Raw genomic sequence first — 14,106 nt, 5'->3', positions numbered from 1 at the left:
GAAAGATGATCCACCGCCGCTTCCTGCTCACCACCGCCCTGCTCGCCGCCCTGACCACCGGTTGCGTGCAGGGTGAGAGCGGCGCCGTGCCGCCCGCGCAAGGGCAGTTGCGGCTGGACTACGCCTACTACAACCCGCTCAGCCTGGTCATCCGCAAGCAACGCTGGCTGGAGAACGAGCTCAGGGGCACCAAGGTCACCTGGGTGCTGTCGGCCGGCAGCAACAAGGCCAACGAGAACCTGCGCGCCGAGACCATCGACGTTGGCTCCACCGCCGGCGCCGCCGCGCTGCAGGCTCGGGCCAACGGCACCCCGATCAAGACGATCGGCATCTACACCAGGCCCGAATGGACGGCGCTCGTCGTGGCCAAGGACTCGCCCGTCACCGAGGTGAAGCAGCTCAAGGGCAAGAAAGTCGCCGCGACCAAGGGCACGGACCCGTACTTCTTCCTGCTCCAGGCGCTTAAGGAGGCAGGACTCGGCGGCACGGACATCGATGTCGTCAACCTGCAGCACGCCGACGGCAGAACGGCGCTCGAACGCGGCGACGTCGACGCCTGGGCCGGGCTCGACCCGCTGATGGCGCAGAGCCAGGTGGATGCCGGCTCCAAGCTCGTCTACCGTAACCCGGCCTTCAACTCCTACGGCTTCCTCAACGCCCGCGAGGGCTTCCTCACCGAGCATCCGGACCTCGCGCAGAAGGTGATCGACGCCTACGAGCGGGCGCGCGCGTGGGTCGCCGCGCACCCGGACGAGGCCGTTCAGTTGCTGGCGGCCGAGGCCAAGCTCGCCCTGGAGGTCGCCTCGGTGGTGCTGAAGGAGCGGACGGGAGCGGACATCAGTCCGGTGCCCGGCGCCGAGCAGCGCGCGGTGCTGGAGCGCATCCTGCCGACCCTCGTCCGGGAGAGCCAAGTGCGCTCGGAGGCGGAGGCCCGTAACGCGCTGGACTCGCTGCTCGAGCTCCAGTTCGCGGAGAAGGCGCAGGCGTCTTCGTGACCGAGCGTGCCGACGGTCCCGCCTCCCGCCCGGCCGGCGTCGGGCGGCCGCGTGCAGGCGGGCGTTGGTCGTCGCGGCCGGGGCGGATCGCCGCGGGGCTGGTGGTGCCGCTGATCGTGCTGGCCGCCTGGCAGGTCGCCGCCACCGCAGGTGTGTTCACCCCGGCGCAGCTTCCCGCGCCCTCCACGGTCCTGGCGGCGGTGGCGGAGCTGGTTCGGCGCGGCGAACTCTGGCAGCACGTCGCGATCAGCGGGCAGCGTGTCCTGCTGGGCTTCGCTACCGGTGCGGCCGCAGGACTGGTGCTGGGAGCGGCGGTCGGCCTGTATCCGCCGGTCAGGGCGTTGCTCGCACCCAGCGTCGCCGCCCTGCGCGCGGTGCCGTCGCTCGCGTGGGTGCCGCTGCTGGTGCTCTGGCTGGGCATCGCCGAGGCCCCGAAGATTGTCCTGGTGGCGATCGGCGCCTTCTTCCCCGTCTACACCACGGTCGCCACGGCGCTGGCCCACGTGGATCCGCACTTGGTCGAGGCCGGCCGCGCGTACGGGCTGCGCGGGGTGGGCCTGCTCACCCGCATCCAGCTCCCGTACGCCGCACCCGCCGTCCTCGCCGGGCTGCGGCTCGGCCTCGCCCAGGGCTGGTTGTTTCTGGTCGCGGCCGAGTTGATCGCCTCGTCCATGGGGCTCGGCTTCCTGCTGATCGACAGTCAGAACACCGGCAGGACGGACATCCTGCTGCTGTCGATTCTGCTGCTCGCCCTGCTCGGCAAGGCCGCGGACGCGCTGCTCGGTCTGCTGGCGAGGAGCTTGTCCGGGCCCCTCGCCCGCGATTCCGGGTGACGAACGGCGTCCGCGACCGCTCTCACTCTCGCCTGACGCGGGCGCGCAACCGTCAGGTCTCGGCAGGAGGGCCGGCCATGACGCTGCCCGGGGCCGAGGCTCCCGCCCTCCAGGAGGCGGAACGCCCCCTGGAGGTGGTGACCGCCCGCCGTCCGCTGCGTTGGCTGGCCGCAACCGCGCTGCTCACGCTGGAGCTGACCGCGCTCGGCATCGGGCTCGGCTTCGCCCTCGGCACGGTGCTGGCGCCATGCGACTGTTGCCCAACCGGCTGCTGTCGGCGGTGGCGTGGGGCTGTGCGTTGGTGCTCCGGTCGATGCCCGGATTGTCGTCCAGGGGCGCTCGGCTCAGGACTCGGGGGTGATGCGCAGGGCGTGCGGGGACAGGCTGGCCTGCAGCCGGAGGCCGCCGATGATCGTGGCCCGCTCGCTGGCGGCGTTCTTCTGGGCCCAGCTCCGCGCGCGCTCGCGCAACTTCGGCTGCGGAACGAGGGCCGCGTCGGCCATCGTGGCGAAGACCGTGGTGCAGGCGTCCTCGTAGGTGCCGAGATGGCAGGTGGCCTTCACCACCCTGATCCTGTCGGCGGCGTCGTACTCGATGTCCACGTACCTGCGCCCGTCGTCGCCCTTCGGCTGGCACCGCATGTGCTGCTTGGCCATGCTCCACGTGTCCGGGTTGCCGGGCTTGTTGGCGCACGTCCAGGAGTTGGCCTTCTTCATCCACTCGTCGACGATCAAGGTCAGGGTCACGCCGGGCAGGTACTGGTCGCCGACATCGGGGAAGTCGTCGGCGAAGGCGGGTGCGGCGGTGCTGGCCCGTACTTCGGTGGTGAGCAGGCCCACGGCGCCTCCCAGCACACCGCCCAGGACGAGCGCCGCGATCACGACGCCGGCGAGCGGCAGGAGGAGAGCCCTCCGCCGCGGCGGCCGGGGCGGCGAAGGTGCCGGCGACGGGGCGTGCTGGAAGGGAAAGGGAGGCGGGGGCTGGACCGGGCGCCAGCCCGTGCCGTCCCACCAGAACCTGCCGTCGGGGGAACGCTGGCCCATGGTCAAGTGGGAATCCTTATGTCGAGCCGGACGTGGGCCTTCTCCGAGGTACGCAACACGTACGTGTAGTCGAGGATCGTGGCCTGGGTGTCCTTGCCGGCATCCACCTGCGCGGTCAGCCAGTCGCGGATCTCGGCCGTGGCCGCCGGGTCGTCCCGGTAGGGGAGGACGGCGAACCAGGTCAGGTAGGCCAGACCGGCCTCGGTGAGCGGATCCTCGTCGGCGTGGAAGACCCGGGGGGAGAGGCGGTAGACACCCCCGTCCGAGGACTCCACCCACGCCTCGAAGTGGACCGAGCCCACCACCATCTCGCACATCCAGGAGCCACGCGACTTGTCCTCGCAGGTGTGCCCGCGGCCCCGCAACGCGTCGAGCAGCGCGGACGCCTCGAGCCCTGGGATGCAGTCACGCGAGCCGCAGGACTGTGTCACCTGGCCGGCGCGCAGGTCCCGGGCATACAGGTACGCGCCGGCGCCGGCCGCGAGGAAGGCTGCCAGACCGGCCGCGAGGATCAGGATCCAGCGGGAGCGTGTGCCCACCTCACCCACCGTTCCGCACGAAGGCGGTCCACCGGCCGCGGAACGCCGACGCGGACAACCCGAGCACGTCCCTGGCCATCCCGTCGAAGATCGGCAGCTCGAAGAAGGAGGCGCCGGTGCTGGGGCGCTCGATCACCCGCGCGTACAGCTCCACCGCCGCGTCCCGGCCCTTGAGCCGTTCGGCCAGGCTGAACACCGACGAGCCGAGCTCATAGTTGAAGTGGATGTCCTGGCCGTAGAAGTCCTTGTTCGAGGGCGGCGCGCCGCGGAACTTCCCGGCCCGTACCCCGGCCGCCACACCCGCCCGGACCTGCGCGGCCCTCGCCTGGTTGCCGATGGTCTCGGTGTACCGGGCGAAACCTTCGACGGCCCAGGTCGGCGGGCCCAGCTCGCCGATGTTCGTCATCGTGGCCCGTGCGGTGACCGCGTGCGCCAGCTCGTGGCGGATGGTGCTCGCCGGATCGGCGCCCTGGTGGTTGCGCAGGTTGACCACGATCCGGGAGGCCGCGTACTCGCCTTGGTAGAGCTGGCCGTTCTTGCCCACGCCGCGCTGCCGGATCTGGAAGCCGAGGATCTCCGGGTTGAAGTCGCCGGCGGAGCCCAGGCCGAACCACTGCCGGTAGTTCGCGGCGTCACGCGTGAAGAACAGGACGTGTCCCGGGTACGTGAGCCGGTCCCCCCACAGGCGTTCGAGCATGCGCAGCTCCCGGTCGGCGGCGGCCGCGTACCGGTCCAGGTCGCCGGCGCTGCGGTCGCCCGCCAGCCACACCTTCTCGCCGACCTGGACGACCTTCAGCGCGTCAGTGTGCCAGGGCGCCTCGGCCGGCGGCGCGCTGCCGCTCGGGTTCTCCCTGGTCACGCGGGTGATGCCGGTGACCACGTCATCCTTCATCCGGTAGACGAACGACTCGGCGGGCGCGATGTCGCCCGGCCCGGCGTCCGCGGTCAGCTTCAGCACCCGGATGACCGGCTTGAACTGGCTCTCCCCGCCGGACATGCGCTGCTCGATCGTCGGTCCGGTGAGGTGGCGGACGTCTTCGAGCTCGAACTGGCGCAGGTTCGCGAAGACCAGCTTCTCGTACCGCATCAGCTTGTCGTTTGACGTGTCCAGACCGGCCAGGTAGGCGCCTTCGTCACGGTCCTTCAACGCTCTGGCCCGGCGCTCCAGGAACGGTCGCAGACGCTGCATGCCCGAAGTGCCGGAATCGTAGTCCTCGCTCTCGATGAGCGGCCTGCGCTGCCCGCCGCACCCGGCGACCAGCAGCCCTCCGGCCAGCAGCACGGCACGTCTCGACCACGCCGCGTTCGTCTCCGGCATCCTTCCCCCACGCTTCACGGTCAGCCTTCGTCCGCGACCCGCCCCTCACGAAAGGCAGCGACCGCGGAGCGGTGTGACGGAGTGAAAGACGGACACTGACGTGCGGACAGGCGGCCCCCTCGACGACTGTGCGGGACGAGACTCTAGCGAGGCATCCGCATGACGGTCATTGACCGTCAGCGCACGAACGTTGGCACCCGGCGCAAGCCGCGGCCGGCGGTCCGGCCGCCCGCGTGCTCACGCGCCGCCGTCCCTCTCGCGCGGCGCGGCCGGACGGCAGGGAGCGTCTGCCGGCTGGTGCCGCGTCCTGAGAGATCTCCGGTATTCGCCAGGGGGCATGCCGTACGCCCTCCTGAAGGCGCGGTTGAAGGCGGCGGCGTCCCGGAAGCCCCAGCGCCCGGCGATCTCCGCGACGCGACGCAGGTCGTGGTGGGGATCGGCCAGGTCCGCGCGGCAGCGTTCCAGCCGCTGCCGGCGGATGTACTCGCTGACGGTCTGCGCCTCCTCCTCGAAGACGTGGTGCAGGTGGCGTACGGAGACGTTGTGGGCGGCGGCGATCGCCGGCGGAGCCAGCGCCGGCTCTCCGAGGTGCCGCCGGATGAACAGCTTGATCTCCCGCGCGAGCGCCTGGTGGCGAGTCGCCTCCGGTAGCGTGCGCGTCGCGTCGGCCAGCCCCGCCAGGAAGACGGTGGCGAGCTCGCTCGCCACCTTCCCCAGCGAGGCGTCCTCTGCGGAGCCCAGTGTCCCGCCCTCCCGGATCAGACCGCGAAGGAACTGGGCGAGCAGCGCTCCTGACCCGCGGGCCGACGACACCGGCCGGCCCACGTGCCGGCGTAACCGCTGCTCGGGCACGGGCAGCGCCCGGCGCGGCAACTGCAGCGAGATGATGCCGGACAGGCCGCCGTCTCGGCAGAGCACCCCGCTGTCGTACGGCCGGGAGGTGTCCATCAGCACCAGGTCGCCGACCGCCAGATCGGCCGTGGAGCCTGCTTGCTCCAGCCACATCCTCCCGGTGCACACGAGCGCCACCCACCACTGATCCGGGTCCGACTGGCGGATCATCCTCGAGGTGCGGAGCGTGCGCAGGTCGGGGTACCTCGGCGCCGACACGGTGATCTCGCCCAGCTGCAGCAGCTTCAGCGCGGCCGGGAAGTCGGCTTCGTGCTCGCTGCTGATCCGCGTGGGCATCAGGTGTCGCCCGACGAGAGCGCACCATCCCTCGAAACGGTCGGGAGGAGGCAGGTGCGAGCTGCGCCACTCGAACACATCGCTCCTTGAGCTTTCCGCGATGCCGCAGGCCGTCGTGGCCCGCACGTGCCGGCCACGTGCCGGCACGTGGCCGGCGGGAGAGCGCGCGACCGGCAGCCGATGCGCGTGCTCATCCGCCGTGTGATCGTACACGAACGTCCCATCAGGCGGCCTTTGTCTGACCGGTGCGGACCGGGTTGCCCGGCTCCTGGTCGCGGGTCCACCGGCCGGCGTCCGCGCCAGGGTGATGGCTCCGCGTCCGCTCGGGGACCGGGCTTCGTATCGAACATGTGATCTAAAACTAGGGGCCTTCCGGTCTATGATCTTGCTGTTCGCCGACAGGGGCGGGCATGACCGGACAGGAGACCGACTTGAGGCGTGCGCTGATCGCGTTAGGCATCGGCCTGAGCGTGCTGGCATCCACAACCGTCACCGCGCCGGCCCGGGCCGCGAGCGTGGTGAAGGTGCGGCTGGCGTACACGATGGCCGATGCCCAGGAGGTCGCCAGGTTCTGGTTGGCCGACGGAGCCGCCAACCTGAGGAACGCCACGCCGTACGACGTGTGGACCGGGCTCGCGGGGGAGCGGCTGGCCACGGACGTCGTCCCCAGCGGGCCCCCGTACTCCGTCCCGCCGGTGGAGGGGACGGTCCAGCCCGTAGGGGACGCGCCCACGACCCTGGGCAAGGTGTTCTTCATCGGCAGCGACCTCGCGCCCCACTGGTGCACCGGTACGTCCGTGCAGACCGCGTACCGCAACCTCGTCGCGACGGCCGGCCACTGCATGCTGGACGTCGAGGCCCCGATGGGCGCGCTCGGCAAGTGGGTCTTCGTCCCTGGCTACTCCGGGGGCGCGGTCCCGCACGGCCTCTACGTCGGCAAGGAGGCCATCGGCCACTACGACTTCGACGATCTCCGCGACCGGGACCGCGACTACGGCTTCGTCGCCGTGCACGACGGCGCCGTCCTGTCCGCCGCGGGCGTGCTGACCAGCGTCGGCAGGCTGGGCGACAACGTCGGCTGCCAGGGCATGACCTTCAACCAGCCGCTCGCGCCTGAGGCCGACCTGTTCGGCTACCCCGGTGGCGAGAGCCACGAACGGGTGGCAGGATCCCCGTTCGCGATGCTGCTGGCCGGACCTCGCGAGGACCGGCCCGTCGGCGTGGGCTCCTCGTTCGCCGGTGCGGGCTGGCTCGGGTCCTCGTGGCTGACGCGGTATGCGGGCGTCAGCCGTACCGGGTATCTCAACGGCATCACGATGGGCGTATCCGACACCGATGGCGACGGCCGGAACGACGCGAGCGTCTCGGCGTACTTCGACGGGGAGGCCGCAGAGGTCTACCGGTACGCCGCCCACCGCTGGAGCGGCCCCATCGCGTAGACGGCCGCCGCGCCCGCCCCTCCGGGCGGGCGCGGGGCCGCCCTCCCTGATCACCGTGGGTCCTCCGGCCACGCCCGCCGTCCAGGGCGTCAGCCGTCGAGCGCCGCCCCGTGCCGGGACCTCAGCCGGGCCGGCCCGCGCCTCAGCCGGACTCGTCGTCCTCGTGGCCTGCCGGCGCGCGGCGCCGGCGCCGCAGCAAGGCCACGGCCGCGACGATCAGCGCCAGGGCCGCGAGCAGCAGCCACGAGAAACGACCCAGGAGCTCCTCCAGGCGAGCGGCCGACGCTCCGGCGAACGCGCCGAGGCCGACGTACACCGCCGACCACAACAGGGAACCCGCGAGCGACGCCGGGAGGAACCGGCCGTAGGGCACGTGCGCGGCCCCGGCGGCCGCGGGCGTGAGCGTGCGGACGATCGGAACCAGCCGGGTGACGAACACCGCGGCCGCGCCGTGGCGGTGCAGCGCGGCGGTCGCGCGATCCCAGTGGCGCACTCCGAGCCGTCGCACCACCCGGGTGCCGCGCATGCGACCGGCGTACCGGTGCCCGAGCCAGTAGCCGACGTGGTCGCCGGCGGTGACCCCCAGCGCCACGATCAGCAGCATGGCGGCGAACCGCACGGGGGTGGTCGCGGCGACGCCCAGCAGCAGCACGCCCGTCTCGCCGGGGACGACCGAGCCGACCCCCAGCCCCGACTCGGCGAACGCCATGGCTCCGGCCACCAACCCGAGCAGGGGGAAGGGAAGATCGCTCACTGCCTGAACGCCTTCAGCGATCCAGTCCACCCAGTGCCCCCCGTATCCCGACCGCCGCTTTCCCCGCTTGACCCTACTGTTCGTGTCCTGTGCGGTGCCCTGATCAGGCCATCGAGGCGGACGCTGCGGGCGACCCGACGATCGCGTGTGCTCAGGCCAGGGCGGCCTGGATCAGGGCCGTGCACGCGCTGGCGACCAGCACCGCCAGGACGATCCTTCTGAAGCGCTGCGGGTCCGTCCGCGCGAAGATCCGCTCTCCCAGCCACCAGCCCACGGCCATGCCGGGCAGGCCGGCGGCGGTCAGGAGCAGGCTGTCCGCGGTCAGCCGGCCGACGGCGACGAACCCCAGGACGGCCAGGGCGTCTCCCGCGCAGAACGTCGCCTGGAGCGTCGCGCGGAACTCGCGGGGTTCCAGCTTCATCGCCTGGAACGCCGCGACCACGGGAGGGCCGTTCATGCCGGTCGAGGTCAGCAGCGCTCCGCTGACGAAGCCGGCGGCCGCCGCGGAGCCGGCTCCGCGGCGGAGGGTCACCCCGCGGCCGAGGAGGAGGGTGAACGCCAGGACGACGCAGGCGATGAGCACCGACAGCGAGCGTGCGCTCAGCACCGTGATCGCGAGCAGGCCGAGCGGCATGCCGACGAGCCCCGCCCCGGTCACCAGGACCGCGATCCGTCGCTCGACGTGACGCCTCTGGTGGACGGCGATGGCGAGCGCGAGCAGGCCTCCCAGGGCCGTCACCACCGTGACGGCGGTCTGGGGTCCGATCAGGAGGGTCAGGAGCGGTACGGCGACGAGGGCGAAGCCGAAGCCGCTCAGGGCCTGGGCGAAGGCCGCCAGTGCCGCGATCGCCACCACGCCGGCGACGAGTGTCGTCATCACTCACGTTTCCTTCGGTCTGTTCCATCGGCTTCAGTCGTGTCCACGAGCGTCGCGTTCCGGCGGGCGAGGGGCCCGATGCGCGCGGCTCCTGTCAAGGGTGGCCGCCGGCCAGCGCGTTCGTCTCGTCGAGTGCCGCGCCGAAGCCGGCCATCAGAGCCTCCTGAGGGGACGGTCGCCTTCAGGCGACGGGGGAGTCGGGAGCGGGAGGTCCGCCAAGGCTCGGGCGTTCAGGGGCAGAACCTCGGACACCGTCGCCTCCTGCGGGTAGGATGGTGCTTGTGCTTTCGGGCATCGGTCAGGGCTTGGCCGTCGTCTCCCGCGTAAGCGGGGCGAGAAGCCGCTTCCTTCAGGGAGCGGAGGAGTCACCGTGAGGACGAGCTGGTCGGCTCCGTTCTCGAGCGCGAACGCCTTCTCGGAGGTGGACCAGGCGGGCAGCACCCAGGGCTTGCCGACGGCGCGGGCCGCGTCGGCCACGATCCTGAGATCGGCGAAGGCGTCCTCGATCATCGGGTACACGCGGGTCTCGCGGTCCTGCCGCTCGATCCAGCCGTCGTCGTGGCCGCCGTACCGCGCGGTCCTGCCGCCGGCGAAGCTCCTGTCACCCAGTGGGGGGAACTTCCCGAACGCGCAGACGGCGGCCGCGTGCGCGGCGTTCTCGATGTGGGGCACGACGACGGCGGTGGCGCCGAAGTCGAGAGCCTGCTGGATCGGCCCTCTCTCCGGCCCCAGCACCTTCGCCAGCGCCTCGAGGTTCAGCCCTCGGAGGAACGGGATGAAACGGTCCAGGTCGGCGAGGTCGAAGGTGCCGTGTTCGATGTCGAGGACCACGGCGCCGTAGCCCAGGCCGGCGACGATCTCGGCCGCGGCGAAACCGGGACCGGACAGCCATGCGGCGTACCTTCGGTCCTGCTCGTACGTCATGGAGTCTCCTTCGGGGATGTGGTATACGCTGTGTATACACATGGACAGGGGGGTGGCATGAATCAGTCACTCGGCAACGGCCGGGCGATGACAGCCGGCGAGCGTGCCTACCAGTGGACGCGGGAGGCGATCCTCAGCGGGCGGATCCCCGAGGGGGCGTTCCTCGAGGAGAAGCTCGTCTGTGACGAGGCCGGAGTGTCACGCACCCCCGTACGCGAGGCGTTCCACCGTCTGGCCGCGGAGAAGTTCATCGACCTGCTGCCCCGTCGAGGCGCCCAGGTGCGGCGCGTGACAGCCGGAGAGCTCTTCGAGACCTACGAGATGCGGCTGCTGCTCGAGCTCCACGGCTTCAAGATCCTCTGCGACAAGAGCATCGACATCCCGGCCGGGCTGTCCGAGCATCTTGACCGGATGGAGGACCCCGAACGGGTGGCACGGGTCCGCGCCGGTGACCGGGACGCCATCGCCGAGCACGCGAAGATGGACTTCTTCTTCCACTACTCCTTCGTGCGGGCGACCGGCAACAGCATCCTGATCGACCTCTACGCGACCCTGCAGCCGCGCCACCAGCGGATCGCGGTCAGCGCCGTGTCCCTGCGCCCCAAGCGCCTGGAAGTCATCGCCCCGGAGCACCGCACCCTGCTGAAAGCGCTGACCGATCACGACTTCGACACCGCCGAGCGGACCCTGCGCCACCACCTGCGCCCCGACGAGACAGTCGTCTCCCACCTGAGGTGACGGCGCGTCGGCCCCGTCACCTCGCCGTCTCCCGCCAGAGCCTGCGGCGCTCGGTCTGCTCGACAGGATCGGGCACCGGCGCCGCCGCGATCAGCCTCCTGGTGTAGTCCGTACGCGGATCGCGCAGCACGTCACGGGCGGGCCCGCTCTCCACCAGCCGCCCGTGCTGCAGGACGGCGACGTCATGGGAGAGCAGCTCGACGACGCCGAGGTCGTGGCTGATGAACAGACAGGAGAAGCCGAGCCTGTCCTGCAGGTCCTGGAACAGCCGCAGGACGGTGGCCTGAACCGAGACGTCGAGCGCCGACGTCGGCTCGTCGGCGATGAGCAGCTCCGGATCGAGCGCCAGCGCGCGGGCGATGCCGACGCGCTGCCGCTGGCCGCCGGACAGCTCGTGAGGGAACCTGTCGGCCCAGCTCGTGGGCAGTTCGACCTGGTCGAGGAGGCTGAGCACCCGCTTGCGGACGGTCTGGCGATCCGCGTAGCGGTTCACGATCATGGGGGCCGCGATCGAGTCTCCGATCGACAACCGCGGGTTCAGCGACGACCCCGGGTCCTGGAAGACCATCGAGTATTTCCTGCGCAGGCCGCGCAGTTGCCTGGGCCTGAGGCTCGTCACGTCCTGCCCGCAGACCTCGATGGAGCCGGCCGACGCCCGCACCAGGCCGACCATCGCCCGGCCGATGGTGGACTTGCCCGAGCCGGACTCGCCCACGAGGCCGAGGACCCTGCCCTTCTCGATGGTGAAACTGACTCCGTGGACGGCCTTGAAGCCCTTGCGGCCCAGCCGCCCCGGATACTCGACCTCCAGATCGGACACGCGGAGGGTCGTGTCCCCGCCCCCGCCGGCCGTGGCCGCGTCCGCGTGCCCTCCGGGCTCCTGCCGCGGCACCGCGGAGAGCAGCTTCCTGGTGTACTCGTGCCGCGGGTCGGAGAACAGCCGGGTGACCGGCGCCTCCTCGACGACCTCCCCCTGCCTCATGACGACCACCCGATCGGCGAGATCGGCGACCACCCCCATGTCGTGGGTGATGATGACGACCGCTGAGCCGAGGTCCTCCCGCAGGCGGCGGAGCAGCTCCAGGATCTCCGCCTGGACCGTGACGTCGAGCGCCGTGGTCGGCTCGTCGGCGATGATCACCTCCGGCGAACCGGAGATGGCCATGGCGATCATGGCGCGCTGGCGCTGACCACCGGAGAGCTGGTGCGGGTAGCTGTTGATCCGGCGCTCCGGCTCCGGGATCCCGACCTTCTTCAGCAGCTCCAGCGTCCGCGCGCGGGCCTCGGCCGCCGGCACGGGCTCGTGACACTGGATCGCCTCGATGATCTGCTCTCCGATGGTGTAGACGGGGTTGAGCGCCGTCATCGGCTCCTGGAAGATCATCGCGATCCTCCTGCCCCGGATGGCGCGCAGAGCCTCCTCGCCGAGGCCGAGCATCTCGGTGTCGCCGAAACGGATGCTGCCCCGGCGACGCGAGTTCGGCGCCAGCAGCCCGAGCACCGACATCGAGCTCACGGACTTGCCGGAGCCGGACTCTCCGACCAGCGCCACCACCTCGCCCTTGGCAACCGAGAAGCTGACGTCCCTCACGGCCGGTGTCCACTCGCCGGCGATCCGGAAGTCCACGGAGAGCCGCTTGACCTCAAGAATCGGGTCGGAAGGAATCGTGCCGGTTGTCATGGCCTCTCCTCAGATGCTCGTGCGGGGGAAGGACGGTGAGCTACTTCGCCGACGCGGTGTTCTTGTCGTACTCCCGGATGTACGCCGAGCAGAAACCGATCACGCGCTCGATCCAGATCTCGCCGGTCTTCGCACTGCCCAGGCTCACGTCGCCGGTGCATCCCGTCGAGCTGACCTCGGAGAAGTCCCAGAAGACGGTGCCGCGGACGTCGTAACCGGGAATCGCCGCCTCCGTGTAGCTCGTCGGGGTCCAGCCGCTGGAGGACTCCAGGCCCCCGGCCACGGCGAGGTCGCCCTGCACCTGGTCGGGGAACATCGCGAGCATCGCGGAGTGCTCGGGCTCCGCCCCGTGGCCGTACGCCTTGGCCGGGTCGTCGTAAACGTCGCGCATGAGCGCGTAACCCAGCTGCCACGGATACAGATGCCCGATCAGGACCCCGAAGTCGCGCCGGGCGTCGAGGCCCGCGCCCGTGACCGGCCCGACGTTCCCGCCGTTGTTGTCGACGATGATGATGCGCCTGAAACCGGACTTCACCAGCGCCTCGATGATCTCGTACGTGACGTTGCGCAGCGTGGCCTGGCTCAGCGAGAGGTTGCCGTGGTAGCCGCGGAACGTGCCGGAGTGCCCGTAGTTGAGGGCCGGCGCGACATAGCAGCCGTTCTCCTTCGCCAGCTTGTCCGCGACCCACTCGGCCACGATGGAGTCCTCATGGATCGGCAGGTGCGGCCCGTGCTGCTCGACTGCTCCGATGGGCAGAAGGATGATCGGATCCTGCTCCGCCAACTCCTTGACCTGGGTCCAGGAGAGCTCGCCGAGCCTGTGCGTGGCGGGAAGGGCCATGGTGATGGGGTTTCCTTTCTGAGATGCCGTCGTCGCCGTGGAAAGCGGTGGTCAGGTGCGGTGACGCGGGTCGAGGAGGTCGCGCATGCCGTCCCCGAACACGTTGAGCGCGAGGACGACGAGGATGATGAGCACGGACGGGTAGATCAGGAGCGTCGGCTGGACCTCGAGGAAGTCACGTCCCGCGCCGACCATCGTGCCGAGGGACGGAAGCGGCGGCTGCGCCCCGAGGCCGAGGAAGCTCAGGCCCGCCTCCATCTGGATGGCGAAGCTCACCGAGAGGCTGAGCTGGACGATGATCGGCGCGGCCACGTTCGGCAGGATCGTCTTGGCGAGGATGTCGGCCGGTCTGGTCCCCATGATCTCCGAGGCCTCGACGTACTCCATGGTCCTGATCGAGAGCACCTGGCTGTAGACGATCCGGGTGAACCTCGGGATGTAGAGCACGCCGATGACGAGGACGACGTTGACCAGCGCCGGGCCCAGAATCGCCACCACCGCGATCGCCAGCACGATCGGAGGGAAGCTGAGCAGCACGTCGATGCCACGCATGATGATCGTCGACACCCACCGGCCCACGTAACCGGCCACCAGGCCCAGCGCGACCCCGATGACCCCCGCCACCAGCACCGCCGACAGGGCCACACCGAGGGAGGTGCGCAGCCCGATCAGCAGGCGGGACAGGACGTCACGGCCGAAGTCGTCGATGCCCAGCGGCCCGCCGGAGGTCAGCGGCTTGCCGACGATGTCGCGGTAGTCGTAGGGGGCGATGACCGGCGCGAACACCGCGACGACGGCGACCAGCAGGAGGAACGCGCCCGCGATGGACGTCCTGCGGTTCGACGCCATCCGCTTGAGGAAGGGTTGCCTGCCGGCGCCTTCGGCCAACGACGCGCCAGGCAGGGCCTGCGCCAGTGACTCGGGAGCAGTTGCCAT

The 14,106-nt window shown here is 70.8% G+C and carries 14 protein-coding genes; 4 read left to right on the top strand and 10 right to left on the bottom strand.

The window, feature by feature from the left end:
• Window positions 1-5: 5 nt before the first annotated feature.
• Both ACTWPV_RS40280 and ACTWPV_RS40275 read left to right on the top strand, forming a co-directional pair.
• Window positions 6-995: an aliphatic sulfonate ABC transporter substrate-binding protein gene (locus tag ACTWPV_RS40280; RefSeq protein ID WP_443155864.1), complete on the top strand. Its 990-nt coding sequence runs from the start codon at window positions 6-8 to the stop codon at window positions 993-995.
• Window positions 992-1,828, top strand: a complete 837-nt coding sequence (locus ACTWPV_RS40275; protein WP_443155804.1) for an ABC transporter permease — start codon at window positions 992-994, stop codon at window positions 1,826-1,828. The genes ACTWPV_RS40280 and ACTWPV_RS40275 overlap by 4 nt, the downstream gene beginning before the upstream one ends.
• 344 nt (window positions 1,829-2,172) lie before the next feature.
• On the opposite strand, the gene ACTWPV_RS40270 is transcribed toward ACTWPV_RS40275, so the two are convergent.
• The 4 genes from ACTWPV_RS40270 to ACTWPV_RS40255 all read right to left on the bottom strand — a co-directional run bounded on the left by ACTWPV_RS40270 (window position 2,173) and on the right by ACTWPV_RS40255 (window position 5,994).
• A complete protein-coding gene (locus ACTWPV_RS40270; RefSeq protein WP_443155803.1) occupies window positions 2,173-2,877 on the bottom strand; it encodes a hypothetical protein in 705 nt (234 codons plus the stop codon).
• A complete protein-coding gene (locus tag ACTWPV_RS40265; RefSeq protein ID WP_347648741.1) occupies window positions 2,874-3,410 on the bottom strand; it encodes a hypothetical protein in 537 nt (178 codons plus the stop codon). Before ACTWPV_RS40265 ends, ACTWPV_RS40270 begins: the two co-directional genes overlap by 4 nt.
• A 1-nt stretch (window position 3,411) precedes the next feature.
• Window positions 3,412-4,728 carry a hypothetical protein gene (locus tag ACTWPV_RS40260; RefSeq protein WP_443155802.1) on the bottom strand — a complete coding sequence of 439 codons (1,317 nt, stop codon included), beginning with the start codon at window positions 4,726-4,728 and terminating at the stop codon, window positions 3,412-3,414.
• Between the two features lie 237 nt (window positions 4,729-4,965).
• Entirely contained in the window at window positions 4,966-5,994 is a 1,029-nt protein-coding gene (locus tag ACTWPV_RS40255; RefSeq protein WP_443155801.1) for a helix-turn-helix domain-containing protein, read from the bottom strand.
• A gap of 353 nt (window positions 5,995-6,347) precedes the next feature.
• On the opposite strand from ACTWPV_RS40255, the gene ACTWPV_RS40250 reads away from it, so the two are divergent.
• Window positions 6,348-7,355 carry a trypsin-like serine peptidase gene (locus tag ACTWPV_RS40250; protein WP_443155800.1) on the top strand — a complete coding sequence of 336 codons (1,008 nt, stop codon included), beginning with the start codon at window positions 6,348-6,350 and terminating at the stop codon, window positions 7,353-7,355.
• A gap of 142 nt (window positions 7,356-7,497) precedes the next feature.
• Here the strand turns inward: ACTWPV_RS40250 and ACTWPV_RS40245 are convergent, their stop codons facing one another.
• The 3 genes from ACTWPV_RS40245 to ACTWPV_RS40235 all read right to left on the bottom strand — a co-directional run bounded on the left by ACTWPV_RS40245 (window position 7,498) and on the right by ACTWPV_RS40235 (window position 9,910).
• On the bottom strand, window positions 7,498-8,109 hold the full coding sequence (locus ACTWPV_RS40245) for a DedA family protein (RefSeq protein WP_347648745.1): 612 nt from the start codon (window positions 8,107-8,109) through the stop codon (window positions 7,498-7,500).
• 151 nt (window positions 8,110-8,260) lie between these two features.
• A complete protein-coding gene (locus ACTWPV_RS40240; RefSeq protein WP_443155799.1) occupies window positions 8,261-8,986 on the bottom strand; it encodes a sulfite exporter TauE/SafE family protein in 726 nt (241 codons plus the stop codon).
• Window positions 8,987-9,139: 153 nt separating this feature from the next.
• Window positions 9,140-9,910 (bottom strand): aldolase/citrate lyase family protein, encoded by a 771-nt coding sequence (locus ACTWPV_RS40235; RefSeq protein WP_443155798.1) that lies wholly within the window; start codon window positions 9,908-9,910, stop codon window positions 9,140-9,142.
• 57 nt (window positions 9,911-9,967) lie between these two features.
• Between ACTWPV_RS40235 and ACTWPV_RS40230 the strand changes: the two genes are divergently transcribed.
• The gene (locus ACTWPV_RS40230; RefSeq protein WP_347648748.1) at window positions 9,968-10,648 is read left to right on the top strand and encodes a GntR family transcriptional regulator; all 681 of its coding nucleotides are present in this window, start codon (window positions 9,968-9,970) and stop codon (window positions 10,646-10,648) included.
• Between the two features lie 16 nt (window positions 10,649-10,664).
• Here ACTWPV_RS40230 and ACTWPV_RS40225 read toward each other — a convergent pair whose 3' ends face one another.
• Genes ACTWPV_RS40225 through ACTWPV_RS40215 form a run of 3 tightly spaced genes read right to left on the bottom strand, consistent with a single transcriptional unit; the run spans window position 10,665 to window position 14,106 of the window.
• A complete protein-coding gene (locus ACTWPV_RS40225; RefSeq protein WP_443155797.1) occupies window positions 10,665-12,329 on the bottom strand; it encodes an ABC transporter ATP-binding protein in 1,665 nt (554 codons plus the stop codon).
• A 40-nt stretch (window positions 12,330-12,369) separates the two neighbouring features.
• The gene (locus ACTWPV_RS40220) at window positions 12,370-13,170 is read right to left on the bottom strand and encodes a creatininase family protein (RefSeq protein ID WP_443155796.1); all 801 of its coding nucleotides are present in this window, start codon (window positions 13,168-13,170) and stop codon (window positions 12,370-12,372) included.
• Window positions 13,171-13,221: 51 nt separating this feature from the next.
• Entirely contained in the window at window positions 13,222-14,106 is an 885-nt protein-coding gene (locus tag ACTWPV_RS40215) for an ABC transporter permease (protein WP_347648751.1), read from the bottom strand.

Source organism: Nonomuraea sp. KM88 (assembly GCF_052245635.1).
Classification (GTDB): domain Bacteria; phylum Actinomycetota; class Actinomycetes; order Streptosporangiales; family Streptosporangiaceae; genus Nonomuraea.
The sequence above is the reverse complement of the archived record's forward strand: the minus strand, read 5'-3'. Positions and strand labels throughout refer to the sequence as shown.